Here is a 16,327-nt window from a genome sequence, read left to right as displayed (position 1 = left end):
TTCAGTCGTGGACGTAGTTGCCGGTGCTGTAGACCTTCTCGCACCACGCCGAACTCGCGCCGAGCAGCCTGGACAACTTGGCAGCCGCCACTAGTTGCACGCGGGCAATCTCGCCGCGATCCGCTGCCTGCAGGCGCGTGGCCGGTCCGGATAGCGTGAGCGACGCCATGAACTTGTCGCCGGCGCCGAACAATGGCGTCGCAAATGCCGCGGTGTAGACGTCCCGCACGCCAGAGGTGAACCACGGCAGCGGTTCGTCTCGCCGCGCCGATTCCTCTGCCTTGCCCCAATACTTGAGTACGGACCCGATTGCGGTGTCGTCCAGCGGCAGGATGGTGCCCGGCAGGCGGGTCTCCCGCAATCCTTCGCTGGGCTCGGCGCGGTACAGGCACATGCGCTGCTCGTCGCCGTGCAGCACGTAGTACGACGCGCTTTCCCTGGTGGCCAGCGCCAGTTCCTGCAGCACCGGTTCGATGACCGATCCCAACTGGAAAGATTGCTCGTAAAGCTTGCCCAGGTAGAGCACGCGCGGCCCCAGCGCATACCGGCCATCGGCGGTGCGCACCACATAGCTCATCCGCTCCAGCGAATTCAGCAGCCGGAAAACGGTGGTCTTGTGCATGCCGGAGGTGCTGGAAAGCTGCGCGAGCGACTGGATCTCGGCGCCGAGCCGGAAGCAGTCCAGCAAACCGAGCGCCTTCTCGACGGCGGCTACCCCGTGATTACTCATTGTTCGATCCTGTCCACGTTTTAGGCATTGTACTGTGTACAACGATATTTTGTAGCGTACACGGGTAAACGACAAGTGGAGCGAGGACTGTATCCGACTATAGTTGTCTCACAGTAATGAAACGCAGTTGTACATCGTACAACGCGACAAAACGGAGACAACGATGCACGCAGCCCGATCCCTCTTGCTAGCCGCACTGGCAACCACCGCGATGTCCGCGCACGCCGCGTGGCCGGATGACCGGCCGATCGAGGTGTATGTCGGTTTTGCGGCCGGCGGCGGAACCGACCTGCTGGCCCGTGCGATGGCGCCTTACCTGCAGAAGCACCTGGGCGGCAAGGCCCGAATCATCGTCGTGAACAAGCCGGGCGCATCGGGCGAGATTGCCTATTCGTCGCTGTCGCGTGCGGCGGCCGACGGCTACACGATCGGCATCGTGTCCACGCCTTCGCTGCTGACGATTCCCATCCAGCGCAAGCCGAAGTACGACGTGGCCGCCATCGTGCCGCTGGCACGCGTGATCGACGATCCGGCCATGTTCGTGGTGGCCGGCGACAGCAAGCTGGCATCGATGGCAGACGTGGTGAAGCAGCTCAAGGCCAATCCCGAGGGTTTGTCGATGGGCAGCAACGGCATTGGCACGAACGGCCACATGGCCGCACTGGCGCTGCAGCAGGCCACCGGCGCCAAGGTCAACCACATCCCGTTCGCCGGCACGTCGCAGACCAAGACCAGCCTGCTAGGCCACCACATCGACCTGATGGCGATGAGCACCACGGAGTACACCGAAGCCGATCGTGCATCGAAGGACGTCAAGGCGCTGGCCCAGCTGGGCAACGAACGCCGTCCCGGCCTGGTGGCGGATGTGCCGACGGCCCGGGAGCAGAAGCTGGACATCGTGATTTCGTCGGAACGCGGCTTCGCGGCGCCGCGCGGCTTGCCGCCGGACGTGGCGCGGCGCCTGCAGGACGCCATCGAAGCCACAACCAAGGACCCCGAATTCCTGGCCCGCGCCGTCAACGAGGTGCGCGGCATCTCCTATCTGTCTGGCGCGGCATGGACCCAGCACATGGCCACGCAGCGCGGCAAGTTCGAAAGCCTCTGGAAGATCGCTTCCGCGAAGTGAGATCCGCCGGCAGCCCCTTTTTTTGTCCCCTTTGTTACGCCCCCTTGTTCGACCGTCATATCTGGAGCAGCACATGAGCACCCAAGCCAAAGCATCCCCCGCGATCCGTCGCGATTTCGAGCGCGTTTCGCCTGAACTGGTCGAGCGTGCATCGCACTTCCAGGCCGCCATCCTGGCGGACGTGGTGGGCCGTCGCGGCACGCTGAATGCACGCGTCCAGGGCCTGTCGCCGGCCATGAAGGTGTGCGGCCCGGCATTGACCATCGAAGTGCGTCCCGGCGACAACCTGATGTTCCACGTGGGCCTGGCCATCGCCAAGCCGGGCGATGTCATCGTGGTGGACGGCAAGGGCGACCAGACCGCCGCGCTGTGCGGCGAAATCATGGCCACGCAGGCGCAGGAATCGGGCCTGTCAGGCTTTGTGATCGACGCCGCGGTGCGCGATTCGCACGAACTTGCGCAGGGCGCGTTCCCGGTGTTCTCGGCCGGCACCAACCCGTGCGGCCCCACCAAGGCCATCGGCGGCCTGGTGAACTGGCCGGCCTCGGTCGCTGGCGTGGCAGTCAATCCGGGCGACCTGATCGTCGGCGATGCAGACGGCGTGGTGGTCATCCCGCGCGAAGACGTGCCCGCGATCCTCGAACTGGCGCAGAAGAAGGTGGATGCCGAAGCCAAGCGCATTGCCGCGATCAAGGCCGGCGACCTGCGTCCGGGCTGGCTGGACAAAGAGTTGCGCGCGGCCGGCGTGCTGGCCGAGGGTGAATCGCTGTGAGCACCGTGAAGAAACCCGTCGTGCTGGTCACCGGCAACGACCTCGCGCCGCAGGCGCTAGCGCTGCTCGCGGACTTCGAGGTCTGCTTTGCCGGCAAGCAATGCAGTGAAGACACCGTCGTGGCGCTGGCGCAGGAAAAGGACCCCGTCGCCATCATCGTTCGCTACGGCAAGATCGGCCCGTCCGTGATGGACGCCGCACCGTCGCTGAAGGTCATCTCCAAGCACGGCAGCGGCATCGACGTGATCGACCAGAAGGCCGCGGCCGAGCGCGGCATTGCCGTCAAGGCAGCCGTCGGCGCCAATGCGGCAGCGGTGGCCGAGCATGCCTGGGCGCTGATCCTGGCCTGCGCGAAAGCGGTGCCACAACTGAACGACCGCATGCGCGCGGGCCATTGGGACAAGTCGACGCACAGGACCATCGAACTGAACAGCCGTACGCTTGGTGTGGTGGGCCTGGGCGAGATTGGACGCCGTGCGGCAGCCACGGGCGTGGCGCTGGGCATGCAAGTGATCGCGTTCGATCCGTTCGCAAAGTCGGCGCCCGAAGGTGTGACGCTGGTGGACCTGGCGCAGCTATACCGCGAGTCGGATGTGGTCTCGTTGCATTGCCCGCTGACCGAAGAAAGCCGCGGCATGCTGAACCGGGAAACGCTGGCGACGTTCAAGGATGGCGCCATCCTGGTCAACACCGCACGCGGCGGGCTGATCGACGAACCCGCACTGGCCGAGGCGTTGGCGAGCGGCAAGCTGTACGCAGCCGGATTGGACAGCTTTGCGGTGGAACCGATGCCCGTGCCGCATCCGTTTCAGCAGGTGCCGAACCTGATCCTCTCGCCGCACATTGGCGGCGTCAGCGACGCGGCCTACGTGAACATGGGCGTGGGCGCCGCGAAGAACGTGATCGCAGTACTGCAGGCCGCCGCAATTCCGGCTTGAATGGATTGAAGCAAGAATGAATTGAAAATCGTCGTGGGGCAGGTCCGGCGCAATGACCGCGTGACCGGGCCTCCGCCACCGCGACTGCAGGAGACCACAATGTTGGATCGTGCCGTACCTCTGTTTGCCATCGTCGCCACGCTGCTGGGCGTGGCAGCCACCCCCGCGCTTGCCGCCTATCCCGACAAGCCCGTGCGCATTGTCGTACCCAATCCACCGGGCGGCGCCGTCGACGTAGTGACGCGCAAGATCGCGCAGAAGCTCACCGTGCAGACGAGCCAGAGCTTTGTCGTGGAGAACAAGCCCGGTGCGTCCGGCACGATCGGCACCACGCAGGTGGTCAACGCGCCCGCCGATGGCTACACGCTGCTGGCCAACGACAACTCGTACACCACGCTGCCCTACGTCTTCAAGAAACTGAACTGGGACCACCAGACCGCGCTGGTGCCCATCGCACCGTTCGCATTCTCGCCGGTGGTGCTTGGCGTCAAGGCCGATTCGCGCTTCAAGGACCTGGCCTCGCTCGTCAGCTATGCCAAGGCGCATCCGGGCGAGGTGACGTTCGGCACTGGTGGCCCGGGCAGCTCGCCGCATTTTGCGGCCGAGGCTTTCCAGCAGGCGGCGGGCATCAAGCTGATGCACGTGCCATACAAGGGGGCTGGCGAAGCGATGATTGGCCTGCTGGGCGGCAGCGTTGACCTGCTGGTGGTGTCCACGCCCACCGCGCTCGCGCCGGTCAAGGGCAACCAGATGCGCCTGCTGGGCATCAGCGGCAAGAGCCGGGTCGCGGTGTTTCCGAACGTGCCCACGTTTGCCGAAGCCGGCGTGCCGGCCTTCAGCCTGTTCAACTGGTCGGGCCTGGCTGCGCCGAAGGGCACGCCCCAGGACGTTATCGCCCGCCTGCAGGCCGAAATCCACAAGGCGCTCCAGGCACCCGACATGAAGGACTTCCTGGCGCAGATGGGTTCGCAGCCGGGCAATCTGGACAGCCCCGCCTTTGCGCAGCTGATCCAGCGCGAGACCGCACAGTGGGCACCCGTCGCGCAGAAGGCCAATATCGAGCGGCAGTAAAGGGTTTAACCACAGGTTTAACCACGGGTATAACCACGCCAATCACCTCGCGGAACTCATCATGCTGCTGCTTCAGCCACCTGTCGTACGTGATGCCACGGTACTTTCAAGGCTGCCGGACTCGTTTCGCCGGCAGGATCGGGACAACGCCTGGTCGCGCGCCAATCGCGGCGGGGCCGTCACCGATTCGTTCCTCGAAGGCCCGGTCTGGTCAGATGGCCACCTCTGGGTGACCGACATTCCCTACGGCCGTGTTTTCCGCGTGTCGATGCAGGGCGACTGGGAACTGGTGGCCGAGTACGACGGCGAGCCCAACGGCATGAAGCGCATGGCCGACGGCGACTTCCTGATCACCGACTACCGCAACGGCCTGATGCGGCTCGATGCCCGCACCGGCACGGTCACCCCGCTTCTGGAACGCCGGAATTCGGAACGCTTTCGCGGCGTCAACGACCTGACCTTCGACGCGGCAGGCAACCTGTACTTCACTGATCAGGGCCAGACCGGCATGCACGATCCCACGGGCCGCGTCTATCGCCTGTCGCCGGACGGCCGGCTCGATGCGCTGCTGACCAACGCGCCAAGCCCGAACGGCCTAGTGCTGTCGCCCGACGAGCGCGTGCTGTACGTGGCCATGACACGCGGCAATTGCGTGTGGCGCGTGCCCCTGCAAGCCGATGGCTCGGTCAGCAAGGTCGGGCAGTTCTTCACGTCGTACGGCCCGAGCGGCCCCGACGGCCTGACGATGCGCGCCGACGGTTGCCTGCTGGTGGCCAATCCCGGGCTGGGGTACGTCTGGGTGCTCAGCCACCGCGCCGAGCCGGTCGAGGTGATCCGCACTCCGGTGGGCGCGTCGCTGACCAACCTCTGCTTCGGCGGCCCGGACGGCAAGACCCTGCTGATGACCGAATCGACCACCGGCACGATCCTGAGCGCACGGATGGAGCAGGGTGGGGCGCCGGTGCATGGCGGGCGCGGGGCGTGACGGCCCCCCTGTTCGCCTCTGCCTCTACCCCCAGACTGGCCGCCTCTTTTCCACGAACGCCGCGATGCCTTCGCGTGCATCGTCGGTCGCCGCGACGCGGCAGAACGTATCCACCGCGTACCACACGCCGCGACGGTAGTCGCTGTCGGCCGCCCGGTGGAACGCGGCCCGGCCGATGCGCATGGCCGACGGCGACTTGGCGGCCAGCGTGGCAGCCAGCGACCGCGCTGCTTCGAGTACCTGTCCTGGCGGAACGACCCGGTTGACCAGGTGCAGCGCCTGCGCTTCGTGCGCGGCAAAAGAGCGGCCGGTGAAGAGCAGATCGAAGGCGACGTGGCGTCCGACGATGCGCGGCAGGTGCGTGAAGTGAATGGCGGGCAGCATGCCGACATCGATCTCCGGATAGCCGAAGCTGGCATCGTCGGCGGCCACGATCAGGTCGCAGGAAATCGCCAGGGTCATGCCGCCGCCGCGCGCCGCGCCGCTTACCGCCGCGATAGACGGCTTGCCCAGGCGGTGCTGGGCCTCCGAAAGCTGGACGTAGAGCTTGTCCAGCAGCGTGTGAACGGTGTCGGACGACGCGCCCTGCAGGGCTGCGATATCGAGCCCTGCGCAGAAGCGGTTTGGCACGGCGCTGGCAATGATGACCGCGCGCACTGCCTCGTCGGAGGCGGCGCGATCGAGGGCTTTTATCAGCGCATCGACCATCGGTACGGTCAGCGCATTGACCGGCGCGTTGTCGAGCAGGATTTCGGCGACGTGGTCGCGGACGGTGTAGGTAACCAGGGACATGGGCGTTTGCATCATGGATTGGCGCGGGTAACCGTACCGGCACGGTGCATGCCGTCGATCTGTTCCGGGGTGAAGCCCGCTTCGCGCAGGATGTCGTCGGTGTGTTCGCCCAGCAGCGGCGCGTGGCGGCTTGCCTGGCGCGCTTCGCGGCGAAAGCGGATAGGCAGGCCGACATTCGACACGGTGCCCAGCACCGGATGTTCTGTTTCCACGATCAACTGGCGGGCTTTTACCTGTGGGTGCGCCAGCGCCTGGTCCAGGGTCTGGATCGGGGAGCAAGGCACGCCGATGCGCCGGAGCTGTTCCAGCCAGTAAGCCAGGGGCTGGGTCGCCAGGCGCGACTGCACCAGGGCCACGGTACGGGCGAAGTTCCGGACCCGCGCGGCATTGGTGGCAAAGTCCGGGTGATCGACCCATTCCTCCAGGCCGGCGACGGCGCAGAAGCGTTTCCATTGGGCGTCATTGCCAACACCAAGCATCAGCGGGCCGTCGGCCGTCTCGAACGCCTGGTAGGGAGACATCGACGGATGCGCGGTGCCCATCCGTTCCGGCACCTTGCCGCTGCGCCAGAAGTTCTGCGCCATGTATCCCATGAAGCCGAGCGCGGTCTCCATGAGCGCCACTTCGAGATAGGTGCCCGTGCCGGTGTTGTGCCGTTCCAGCAGGGCGGCCAGGATGCCGCTAAGCGCATGCATCCCCGTTCCGATATCGACCGGCGAAAAGCTGGCGCGCGCGAACTTGCCGCCGGGGTCGCCCATCGTGCTGATCATGCCGCTGAACGCCTGCAGCATGACATCGTAGCCAGGTTCGTTGCCCAGCGGGCCATCGCGGCCGTAGCCCGAGATTTCGCAATAGATCAGTCGTGGATTCAGGGCAGACAGCGTTGCATGGTCCACACCGAGCTTTGCCGCGGTGCCGCCGCCAAAGCCCTGCAGCACGACATCGGCATCGGCCGCCAGTTGCTGCACGATGCGCTGGCCGGCTTCGGTCTTGAGATCCACCGCAATACTGCGCTTGTTGTGGTTGACCGCCATGAACACGGCGGACTGGCCCGCGTCCTGCGGCAGCCAGCCGCGCGTGTCGTCGCCAAACCCAGGCGGCTCGACCTTGATGACGTCGGCGCCCAGTTCGCCCAGGTATTGGCCGCAAAGCGGGCCGGCCAGGACCTTGCTCAGGTCCAGGACCCGAATGCCTTTCAGTGGTTGCATCGCTTGCTTTCCTTGTTCATTCCGGCTGGATGCCGAGTCCGCGCGCCACTTTGGTCCAGCGCTCGGTGTCGTGGCGGACAAAGTCGACGAGCTGGTCGGGGCGTGTCGGCATCGGTTCGGCGCCACGGTTGCGCAGCGCGGCGACGTATTCGGGGTCGTTGACTGCCTTGGCCGCGGCCGCGCGCAGGCGGTCGACCACTGGCTTGGGCGTCTGCGCAGATGCCTGCAACGAGAACCAGAACTTCAGGTCGACGCTGGGATAGCCCGCCTCCTTCAAGGTCGGCACATCGGGCAGCATCGGGGATCGCTGCGACGCCGTGATTGCCAGGGCCTTCAGCTTGCCGCCCTGGATCTGCCCGATACAGGTGGTGAACGAGTCGAAGACGAAATCCACCTGGCCGGCCATCACGTCGGTCAGCGCGGGAGAGCTGCCCTTGTACGGCACGGCCACCGCGTGAAATCCCGCCGCCTTCTGGAGTAGCGCCCCGTAGATATGCGGTGACGTGCCGGCGCCAAACGTGGCGTAGGTCAGGGCATCGGACTTGGCTTTGCCCAAGCGGACCAGGTCCGCAAGCGTGCTGGCGCCGAGCTTGTCGGGGTGCACGACCAGCACGTTTGGCATGGAGCCCGTCGTGGCGATGGGCACGAAATCGCGGCCTGGCTGGAAACGCGCGTGCGGGTACATCAACGGATTCACGGCCTGCATGGCCACGGTGTTGTGCAGGAGCGTGTAGCCGTCGGCGCCGCTGTCGAGCACATGCTGGGCGCCAATATTGCCGCTGGCGCCGGGGCGATTGTCGATGACCACCGGCTGTCCCAGTTCGCGGGACAAGGCCGTGGCCAGCAGACGCGCGATGAAGTCGGTAGGCCCGCCGGCGGCGAAGGGCACCACGATCCGTACCGGCTTGCTCGGCCAGTCGGCCGCGAAAACGGGGCCGGCCACCATGGCGGCGGCCGCTCCCAGCACCAGGGTGCGTCGTATCGGATTCATCCTTGTCTCCTGTGATTTGCGAACAGGATGCCGAGAGGCGTGATATAAGTACAAGACAGGTTTCGGATAGCCGATATAAGATTTCGATATGGATTGATGGATGAACTAGTGGATGAATTGGTGAGGGATGCCCATGCCGCTTGAACTTCGAACCCTGCGGGGATTCGTCACGGTGTGCGCCGCCGGCTCGATTTCCCGGGCGGCCGAGCGCCTGCACATCGCCCAGCCCGCGCTGAGCCTGCAGATGAAGAACCTCGAGGAGGAGTTTGGTGCCGCGCTGCTGGAACGCACGCCCCGGGGCGTGGTGACGACGGCGGCCGGCGAGCTGCTGCGGGCGCACGCGATCGATATCCTGAAGCGGGTGGATGTTGCCTACGAGGAAGTCAGGACGGCAATCAAGCAGCCGCAGGGCAGGGTGGCCGTGGGCTTGCCGCAGTCGCTGGCAAAGCTGCTGACCGTGCCGCTGGTGAAGGAGGTCTGTGCTGAATGGCCCGGGATCGACCTGCAGATCATCGAGCAGAGCACGGGGTACATCCCGCAAGGGCTGCTGACCGGCCACCTGGATATCGGCATGACATTCGGCGGGACCCCGGACCCGGGGTTGCGCGCCGATCGTGTGCTCGAAGAGCTGCTGCTGCTGGTCGGGCCACCGGGCATGCTGTCCGCATGCGGCTCGGGCGGCATCGATTCCGCGATCAGCGTGCCGTTCTCCGGGTTAAGCCAATATCCGCTGATCCTCCCCGCCGGCCTGCATGGCTTGCGCAGCCTCATCGACCGCTTCAGTGCGTCCCATGACACCGCGCTGCAAGTCATTGCCGAGGTGAACGCGATCCCGGAGCTCATCGCCCTGGCAGCGGCGGGCGCCGGCTTTACGATCCTGTCGCACGCCTCGGTGCAGGAGGAATGGCGTGCCGGAATCGTATCGTGCGGCCAGATCGCCGAAGCCGGCATTACGCGCCAGGTGTACCTGTGCCGGGCCGCTGCGCTGCCGGCCTCTCTGGCCGTGACGACGGTATGGCAATGCCTGCTGGCGATCACCCGCAGGCTGGTCGAGAGCGGGCAGTGGCCAGTGCACCGGTTCAACGCGGGCGCTGCATAGCCACGCGTTGCTTCCCGCTTGCGGCATGCGGGAACGCCTTGCCTTGCGTCCATCGATGGGCTACCAACTCCTAACAGGTCTAAGCGTCCCGTCCGTTTGCGGACGGCCGACCGGCAACCCGCACTGGAGTCCATACGATGACAAGCGACGCCCCCAGCACAATGACTTCGCGGCGCCATCAGATGTATCCGCAGATCACGGAGGCAGAGATCGAGCGCATGCTGCGCTTCGGCACGCGGCAGACGTTTGAGTCCGGCGTGCATCTGCAGACCACCGGCGTGCGCACGCCCGGCATGTTCCTGATCCTGAACGGTACCGTCGCCATCATCCAGCGCGACGGCCTGGGCAACGCGCGGCCCATCGTCCAGTTTGGACGCGGCGACTTTGCGGCCGAACTGGGTTCGATGTCCGGCAAGCCGTCACTCGTCGACGCGGTGGCCGTGGGGCGTGTGGAAGCGCTGCTGGTACCGCCCCGGCAACTGCGCGCGCTGATCGTGGCCGAAGCCGATCTCGGCGAGCGGTTGATCCGCGCCCTGATCCTGCGGCGCGTCTCGCTGATCGAGTGGGCCGCCAGCGGGCCGGTGCTGATTGGCCGCGTCGGGTCGGCCGACCTGCTGCGGCTTGAGGGATTCCTGCGCAGCAACGGAGAGCCGTACCGCGTGCTCGACGCGCGCGACGATGCCGCTGCGGCGGCGCTGATCGAGGAGTATGGCGCGGCGCCCAGCGAGCCGGTGGCGGTGTGTCCCGACGGCTCGGTGCTGGTCAACCCCAGCGAAGCAGCGCTGGCCCGCTGCATGGGCATGGTTGATACCGAGGAACGGCACGAGACCTTCGACGTGGCGGTAGTGGGCGCGGGCCCGGCGGGCTTGGCGACGGCGGTGTATGCGGCGTCCGAAGGATTGCACGTGGTGGTGCTGGATCGGCGCGCGTATGGCGGGCAGGCCGGCGCCAGCGCGCGGATCGAGAACTACCTGGGCTTTCCCACGGGCATATCGGGTGCGGCGCTGACCGGGCGCGCGCATGTGCAGGCCGAGAAGTTCGGCGCGGAGATCCTGATCCCGGCCGAGGTTCGCAGGCTTGATTGCGTGCGCGACGGGGGTGACCACGCGTTGCGGATTCAGTTGACCGATGGCCGGTGGCTGCGCACGCGCGTCGTCGTGATTGCCAGCGGTGCGAGATATCGTCGCCCCGAGGTGCCTACGCTGTCGGACTATGAAGGGCGCGGCGTGTGGTACTGGGCCTCGGCCATCGAGGCAAGAATGTGCGCCCAAGCGGAAGTGGCGCTGGTCGGCGGCGGCAATTCGGCGGGACAGGCGGCGGTGTTTCTGTCCCAGCATGCGTCGAAGGTGCATGTGCTGGTGCGCGGGGCAGGGCTCAAGGCCAGCATGTCGCGGTATCTGATCGACCGGATCGCGGCCGCCCACAACATCGAGATACGGCCCTTCACCGAAATCGTGGAGTTGCACAAGGGCGATTGCAACGGGCTGGTGGGCGTCACCTGGCAAGACCGTCACAGCGGGGCCACCGAGAAGAAGTCCCTCAGGAACGTGTTCCTCTTCGTCGGCGCCGAACCGGAAACGTCGTGGCTGGCCGAATGCGGCGTGCACACCGACCGGTCCGGGTTTGTGCTCACCGGGCCGGACCTGGGCCACAAGGGTTCCGACGAGCGTCAGCCCTCGGCCCTGGAAACCTGCGTCCCCGGCGTATTCGCCGTGGGCGATGTCCGCTCGGGATCGGTCAAGCGTGTCGGCGGCGCGATTGGCGAAGGGGCCGCCGTGATCGCCCAGATCCACGAGTACCTGGCGATGGCCGACGCCGCCAGCCGCTGAGCGGCCGAATGCCGCACTGTTGTTTCTGCCACGTATCGGGCCGCTGACAGTGTGTTACGCGTAGAATGCGCCCGCGGCACGCACCCTCTTGCGTGCCGTACGTGATGCAGGTGCCGATGGAAGATCCCATTGGTTAAACGGGAAACAGGAATGCCGACCCTCGGCCAGCCTGTGCTGCCCCCGCAACGGTAAGCTGGTTCAGGACCCATCAGGTCGATCCCCGGTTCGGGATTGACAGTCACTGCGCAACGGCATTTGCCGGCGCGGGAAGGCGATGGTGTCCCGGAGGCGGAAGCCTCCAGCCTGCAAGCCCGGATACCGGCCTGTTGTCATCATCGACTCTCATTGCCCGGGCGGGGTCGCTCGGCTTCACGATGAAATACAACCTGTCCGCGCATACCGCTGGCCGCCCGCGCACGGCCCAAACTTTCCAATCCCATCAGCCCTTGCTGCGTCCCGCGCGTGGACGACGCTCGCGTGTGCTGGTGGCCTCCGTCGGCACCGTCGCCAGTTTCAACATGCCTTGGGTACTGGCCCAGGAGTCGGCATCGGAATCCCGGCACACGAGCTTGCCGGCCGTCACGGTCAGCGAGGCCGCCCAGCCTGGCCTGACCCTGTCGAAGCCCGAATACACCGGCAGCCGGCTGGGCCTGACGCCGCTGGAAACGCCGGCCAGCGTGGAAGTGCTCAGCGGCGAGACGATCCGTGCGCGCGGCGACCAGTCCGTGCGCGAGGCGGTGACCCGCGCCACCGGCATCACGGCCAACCCGGCACCCGGCAACGGCGGCACCTCGCTGGCGGCGCGCGGGTTCGCGGGGCAGGGCTCGGTCATGCAACTGCTCGACGGTACGCGCATGTACGTGGCATCGGGCACGGTCACGTTCCCGTTCGATACCTGGTCCGTGGATCGTATCGAAGTGCTGCGCGGCCCGGCGTCGGTGATGTATGGCGAAGGCGCCATCGGCGGCGTGGTCAACGTGGTGCAGAAGAAGCCGATCCGCGGGCCCATCGAGAACGAACTCCAGATCACCGGCGGCACCGAGAAGACCGCGCGCGTGGCGTTCGACAGCGGCGGCAAGGTCAATGACAACCTGTCGTACCGCTTCGCCACGGCCTACAACCGCTCGGCCGGCTGGGTCGATCGCGGCGATTCGAACAACCTGATGGTGTCGGCGTCCGTACGGCTGGATATCAACCCGGACTTCAACCTGGCGCTGTCCTATGACGACGGCACCCAGCATCCGCAGCAATACCTGGGCACGCCGCTGGTCAACGGCAGCCTGGACACCTCGCTGCGCAAGAAGAACTACAACGTCGGCGACGCGCAAATCAGCTACCGCGACCGCTGGACGCGCCTGAACGCCGAATGGACGCCCAACGACCGCGTCACGGTGCGCAACCAGTTCTATTACCTGACCAGCCATCGCCATTGGCGCGACAGCGAGACATACTCGTTCTTGCCCGCTACCTCGCAGGTGCGCCGCACCGACTATCTCGAAATCCTGCACGACCAGGAACAGGTGGGCAACCGCGCGGACATGACGGTCAAGAGCCGCCTGTTCGGGATGGACAACGCCACGACGGTCGGCTTCGACATCAACAAGATCAACTTCACGCATTCGAACAACTCGCCGTATGGCGGATCGTCGACGGTCAATGCGTACAACTTCGATCCGGGCCTGTTCTTCAGCCCGCCGGGCATTGTCACGTCGCCGCGCTTCCGCACCAATACCACGCAGTACGCACTGTTCGGCGAGCACCGCATTGCGTTCACGCCGCAGTGGTCGGTTATCGGCGGGGTGCGTTTTGACCACGCCACGCTGTACCGCACCGACCTGCTGTCGAATGCCGGCTGGGAAAAGACCTTCGCCAACACCACGTGGCGCGTGGGCACGGTGTACCAGTTCACGCCGAGCCTGTCGGTCTATGCGCAGTACGCCACGGCCACCGATCCGCTGGGCGCGCTGATCACCACGTCCGACGCGCAGCGCAATTTCAATCTGGCCACCGGCAAGCAGGTGGAAGTGGGCGTGAAGCAGGTGTTCTGGGGCAATCGTGGCGAATGGACGTTCGCGGCCTACGAGATCCGCAAGAACGACCTCCTCTCGCGCGACCCGGCCAATCCGACCATTACCCAGCAGGTGGGCGAGCAGTCGTCGCGTGGGCTGGAGGCGTCGGCTAGTGTGGAAGTGGTGCGCGGGCTGCGCCTGGATGTGAACGGCACGGTGCTGCGTGCGCGCTATGACGATTTCAACGAATCGGTGGGCGGCGTGCTGGTATCGCGCGCCGGCAATGTGCCGACCAGCGTGCCGCAGCAGGCGGCCAACGCGTGGCTGACCTGGAACTTCATCCCGCAGTGGACGTTCGGCGCGGGCCTGCGCTACGTGGGTGGCCGCTACGCCGACACGGCGAACAAGGTACGCGTGCCGAGCTATACGACGGTCGATACCGCGCTGTCGTGGCGTGTGTCGAAGCAGGCCGCGCTGACGCTGCGGGTCTACAACCTGTTCAACCGCGACTACGCCGAATCGTTCTCGAACGGTGGCCAGCAATGGCTGCTGGGCCGCCCGCGTTCGGCGGAGCTGTCGGCCAACTTCTACTTCTGAGTCTTGCTCCCCAAGCCGAAGCCGCCCAGGTCCGCATAACGGGCCCGGGCGGCTTCGGCATCCCGCGAGTTACTGCAGGTTACCGGCTACGGCGATGGTCTGGCCCGTGATGTAGTTCGAGTCGGGCGAGCAGTACAGGTAGACGCCACCGGCGGCTTCCTCGGGCGTGCCGCGACGGCCAGTGGGCTGGGCGTGGGTCTTCAGCATCTCGGGGTTCAGGCCCACGCGAATGTCGCGTCCCTCGATGTTGACGGTGACACCTGCCTTGGCGTCGGCCGAGGTCATCCGCGTGCGGATCAGGCCGAACGCCACGGCGTTGACGTTGACGTTGAAGCGGCCCCATTCGCGAGCCATGGCGCGCGTCATGCCAATCACACCGGCCTTGGCGCCCGAGTAGTTGATCTGTCCCGCATTGCCGTTCAGCGCCGACGTCGACGAGATATTGACGATCTTGCGGTACACCTCGCGGCCGGCTTCCTTGTCGGCGGCGTGCAGTGCCTTCAGGTGCGGGTAGGCCGCGCGCGGGATGCGGAACGGTGCCGTCATGTGGCAGTCCAGGATCGCGTACCACTGCTCGTCGCTCATCTTTTGCACCACGTCGTCCCAGGTAAAGCCGGCGTTGTTCACGATGATGTCGATGCCCTTGAACTCGCTCATGGCCGCACCCACGAAGCGGTCCGCGAAGTCCGGCGCGGCCACGTTGCCCACGCACGCCACGGCGTCCACGCCCATGTCTCGCAGCGTTTTCACGGTTTCGTGCGCCGGCTCGGCGTCCAGGTCGTTGATGACCAGGCGCGCACCTTCACGTGCCAGCCGCATGGCGATGGCGTTGCCGATGCCGCGCCCCGATCCGGTGACCAGCGCCACCTTGCCTTCCAGTGCTCCCATATCTTCCACTCCTTTGGTATTGGTTTGGGGCTTACAGGGCGACGACGGCGTCGCCCAGGATTCTTGTTTCGCCGTACTGGTTCGCCGTGCGAAGTTCCAGCTTTACGCGCTGCTCGCCATTGGCTTCGTATTTCTCGACCACGCGGCCGGTACATGTGATGCGGTGGCCCAGGTGCGTGATGCCGACAAAGCGCACGCCGAATTCACGGAGCTGGCGCTGGTCCACCCATTGCGTCAGCAGGCGGCCCAGCCAGGCCATCGACAACATGCCGTGCGCAAAGACGTCCGGCATGCCGGCGCGGCGCGCATAGTCGATGTCGATAAGGATGGCGTTGTGGTCGTTCGACGCGCCGGCAAACAGCGCCAGCGTGGTACGGTCGACCGGGGTCAGCGTCAGCGGCGGCAGCGTGTCGCCCACCTGGATCTGTTGGTACGTTGGAAAGCTCATTGATATGTCTCCGGCCTAGGCGTTGCGCTGCACCAGCACGCTGCGCAGGTCCGCCACGTGCTCGTCGTCCTGGTTGCGCACCTGCGTCTCGCGCACCACGAACTCCAGCGCGCCGTTCTTCTTGTCGTAGATGTCGACGATGGTGGTGCGAAAGTGCAGCACGTCGCCGGCATACGCCATACGGTGGTAGGTGAACGATTGCTCGCCATGCAGGATGCGCTCGGTCACGATGCCCAGATCCTCGCGCCAGCCGCTGGGCGGGTTGGCCAACTCCAGCGAAAACAGGAACGTGGGCGGCAGCGGCAGCCCGCGGAATCCGGCGTCGCGCGCGGCGGAATCGTCGGTGTAGATCACGCGCGTCTCGCCGGTGGCCTTGGCGAAGAATCACAACTGGTTGGCCGGCGCCGTGGTGCGGAAGTCGGCGATGACCTTGCCGATATGTTTCTCGTCGCGTCGCGGCCGAAGCGGCCACGCGGTTCACGTATTCGATGGACCCGTCGATCACGCCATACAGCGTGACGCTGGACTGCGCGTGCGACTCGGCGCTGGCCGCGGCCAGTGCCGCCAGCGCGAAAAGCTGCTTCCTCATGCTCTGTCTTCTCCGTATAGGTCTTGTGATCGGGCGATCAGATCGGCACCCATGCCAGCCTGTTATTCGGATGGCTGTGGGGTGGTCGAATTAGAGCCGTACGGAGAAGGGCGGGCCCCCTTCCTGAGTGTACAGACCGGGAACATAGGTAACACCCGTTCGGGAACATGGGTAACACGTCTAGACTGGCCGGCAGTGTCTTTTTGGAGACCTGCCATGCCATGGAAGGAAGTGTCACTCATGGATCAACGCGTG

The 16,327-nt window shown here is 65.8% G+C and carries 14 protein-coding genes, 2 pseudogenes and 1 riboswitch; of the genes and pseudogenes, 8 read left to right on the top strand and 8 right to left on the bottom strand.

Going from position 1 to position 16,327, the window contains the following annotated elements:
- Position 1: 1 nt before the first annotated feature.
- Positions 2–730 (bottom strand): IclR family transcriptional regulator, encoded by a 729-nt coding sequence (locus tag MFF62_RS06190; RefSeq protein ID WP_238261269.1) that lies wholly within the window; start codon positions 728–730, stop codon positions 2–4.
- A 163-nt stretch (positions 731–893) separates the two neighbouring features.
- Here MFF62_RS06190 and MFF62_RS06185 point away from each other — a divergent pair, with 163 nt between their 5' ends.
- The 5 genes from MFF62_RS06185 to MFF62_RS06165 all read left to right on the top strand — a co-directional run bounded on the left by MFF62_RS06185 (position 894) and on the right by MFF62_RS06165 (position 5,622).
- A complete protein-coding gene (locus MFF62_RS06185) occupies positions 894–1,856 on the top strand; it encodes a tripartite tricarboxylate transporter substrate binding protein (RefSeq protein ID WP_238261267.1) in 963 nt (320 codons plus the stop codon).
- A gap of 73 nt (positions 1,857–1,929) precedes the next feature.
- Complete coding sequence (locus tag MFF62_RS06180; protein ID WP_238261265.1) at positions 1,930–2,628, top strand: RraA family protein; 699 nt, start codon at positions 1,930–1,932, stop codon at positions 2,626–2,628.
- Positions 2,625–3,566 (top strand): NAD(P)-dependent oxidoreductase, encoded by a 942-nt coding sequence (locus MFF62_RS06175; protein ID WP_238261264.1) that lies wholly within the window; start codon positions 2,625–2,627, stop codon positions 3,564–3,566. The genes MFF62_RS06180 and MFF62_RS06175 overlap by 4 nt, the downstream gene beginning before the upstream one ends.
- Positions 3,567–3,665: 99 nt before the next feature.
- Positions 3,666–4,637, top strand: coding sequence for a Bug family tripartite tricarboxylate transporter substrate binding protein (locus MFF62_RS06170; protein ID WP_238261262.1), 972 nt, complete (start codon positions 3,666–3,668; stop codon positions 4,635–4,637).
- A 61-nt stretch (positions 4,638–4,698) separates the two neighbouring features.
- The gene (locus MFF62_RS06165) at positions 4,699–5,622 is read left to right on the top strand and encodes an SMP-30/gluconolactonase/LRE family protein (RefSeq protein ID WP_238261260.1); all 924 of its coding nucleotides are present in this window, start codon (positions 4,699–4,701) and stop codon (positions 5,620–5,622) included.
- A 24-nt stretch (positions 5,623–5,646) separates the two neighbouring features.
- Here the strand turns inward: MFF62_RS06165 and MFF62_RS06160 are convergent, their stop codons facing one another.
- Genes MFF62_RS06160 through MFF62_RS06150 form a run of 3 tightly spaced genes read right to left on the bottom strand, consistent with a single transcriptional unit; the run spans position 5,647 to position 8,613 of the window.
- A complete protein-coding gene (locus MFF62_RS06160) occupies positions 5,647–6,414 on the bottom strand; it encodes an enoyl-CoA hydratase/isomerase family protein (RefSeq protein WP_238261258.1) in 768 nt (255 codons plus the stop codon).
- Positions 6,415–6,425: 11 nt separating this feature from the next.
- A complete protein-coding gene (locus MFF62_RS06155; protein ID WP_238261256.1) occupies positions 6,426–7,622 on the bottom strand; it encodes a CaiB/BaiF CoA transferase family protein in 1,197 nt (398 codons plus the stop codon).
- 16 nt (positions 7,623–7,638) lie between these two features.
- On the bottom strand, positions 7,639–8,613 hold the full coding sequence (locus MFF62_RS06150; RefSeq protein WP_238261254.1) for a Bug family tripartite tricarboxylate transporter substrate binding protein: 975 nt from the start codon (positions 8,611–8,613) through the stop codon (positions 7,639–7,641).
- 133 nt (positions 8,614–8,746) lie between these two features.
- Here MFF62_RS06150 and MFF62_RS06145 point away from each other — a divergent pair, with 133 nt between their 5' ends.
- The 3 genes from MFF62_RS06145 (at position 8,747) to MFF62_RS06135 (ending at position 14,147) form a co-directional block, all read left to right on the top strand.
- Positions 8,747–9,712: a LysR family transcriptional regulator gene (locus tag MFF62_RS06145; protein ID WP_238261252.1), complete on the top strand. Its 966-nt coding sequence runs from the start codon at positions 8,747–8,749 to the stop codon at positions 9,710–9,712.
- Positions 9,713–9,849: 137 nt separating this feature from the next.
- Positions 9,850–11,541 (top strand): FAD-dependent oxidoreductase, encoded by a 1,692-nt coding sequence (locus tag MFF62_RS06140; protein ID WP_238261250.1) that lies wholly within the window; start codon positions 9,850–9,852, stop codon positions 11,539–11,541.
- A gap of 95 nt (positions 11,542–11,636) precedes the next feature.
- Positions 11,637–11,882: riboswitch (cobalamin riboswitch) on the top strand.
- The gene (locus tag MFF62_RS06135; protein WP_309295901.1) at positions 11,868–14,147 is read left to right on the top strand and encodes a TonB-dependent receptor; all 2,280 of its coding nucleotides are present in this window, start codon (positions 11,868–11,870) and stop codon (positions 14,145–14,147) included. Its footprint overlaps the riboswitch before it by 15 nt.
- Positions 14,148–14,216: 69 nt before the next feature.
- On the opposite strand, the gene MFF62_RS06130 is transcribed toward MFF62_RS06135, so the two are convergent.
- The 4 genes and pseudogenes from MFF62_RS06130 to MFF62_RS06115 form a co-directional block, all read right to left on the bottom strand.
- Positions 14,217–15,035 (bottom strand): SDR family NAD(P)-dependent oxidoreductase, encoded by an 819-nt coding sequence (locus MFF62_RS06130; protein ID WP_238261248.1) that lies wholly within the window; start codon positions 15,033–15,035, stop codon positions 14,217–14,219.
- Between the two features lie 31 nt (positions 15,036–15,066).
- Positions 15,067–15,483, bottom strand: coding sequence for a MaoC family dehydratase (locus tag MFF62_RS06125; RefSeq protein WP_238261245.1), 417 nt, complete (start codon positions 15,481–15,483; stop codon positions 15,067–15,069).
- 15 nt (positions 15,484–15,498) lie between these two features.
- A pseudogene (locus MFF62_RS06120) lies at positions 15,499–15,921 on the bottom strand (MaoC family dehydratase N-terminal domain-containing protein).
- A gap of 13 nt (positions 15,922–15,934) precedes the next feature.
- Positions 15,935–16,072 (bottom strand): annotated as a pseudogene (locus MFF62_RS06115) (porin); the annotation flags it as partial.
- Between the last annotated feature and the right edge of the window lie 255 nt (positions 16,073–16,327).

This window comes from Cupriavidus pauculus (genome assembly GCF_022179805.1).
Taxonomy (GTDB): Bacteria; Pseudomonadota; Gammaproteobacteria; order Burkholderiales; family Burkholderiaceae; genus Cupriavidus; species Cupriavidus pauculus_E.
The sequence above is the reverse complement of the archived record's forward strand: the minus strand, read 5'-3'. Positions and strand labels throughout refer to the sequence as shown.

Excerpts from the sequence above, each read along its gene's own strand:
- MFF62_RS06190 (WP_238261269.1), bottom strand. The coding sequence starts at position 730 with ATGAGTAATCACGGGGTAGCCGCCGTCGAGAAGGCGCTCGGTTTGCTG.
- MFF62_RS06185 (WP_238261267.1), top strand. The coding sequence starts at position 894 with ATGCACGCAGCCCGATCCCTCTTGCTAGCCGCACTGGCAACCACCGCG.
- MFF62_RS06180 (WP_238261265.1), top strand. The coding sequence starts at position 1,930 with ATGAGCACCCAAGCCAAAGCATCCCCCGCGATCCGTCGCGATTTCGAG.
- MFF62_RS06170 (WP_238261262.1), top strand. The coding sequence starts at position 3,666 with ATGTTGGATCGTGCCGTACCTCTGTTTGCCATCGTCGCCACGCTGCTG.
- MFF62_RS06165 (WP_238261260.1), top strand. The coding sequence starts at position 4,699 with ATGCTGCTGCTTCAGCCACCTGTCGTACGTGATGCCACGGTACTTTCA.
- MFF62_RS06160 (WP_238261258.1), bottom strand. The coding sequence starts at position 6,414 with ATGTCCCTGGTTACCTACACCGTCCGCGACCACGTCGCCGAAATCCTG.
- MFF62_RS06155 (WP_238261256.1), bottom strand. The coding sequence starts at position 7,622 with ATGCAACCACTGAAAGGCATTCGGGTCCTGGACCTGAGCAAGGTCCTG.
- MFF62_RS06150 (WP_238261254.1), bottom strand. The coding sequence starts at position 8,613 with ATGAATCCGATACGACGCACCCTGGTGCTGGGAGCGGCCGCCGCCATG.
- MFF62_RS06145 (WP_238261252.1), top strand. The coding sequence starts at position 8,747 with ATGCCGCTTGAACTTCGAACCCTGCGGGGATTCGTCACGGTGTGCGCC.
- MFF62_RS06140 (WP_238261250.1), top strand. The coding sequence starts at position 9,850 with ATGACAAGCGACGCCCCCAGCACAATGACTTCGCGGCGCCATCAGATG.
- MFF62_RS06130 (WP_238261248.1), bottom strand. The coding sequence starts at position 15,035 with ATGGGAGCACTGGAAGGCAAGGTGGCGCTGGTCACCGGATCGGGGCGC.
- MFF62_RS06125 (WP_238261245.1), bottom strand. The coding sequence starts at position 15,483 with ATGAGCTTTCCAACGTACCAACAGATCCAGGTGGGCGACACGCTGCCG.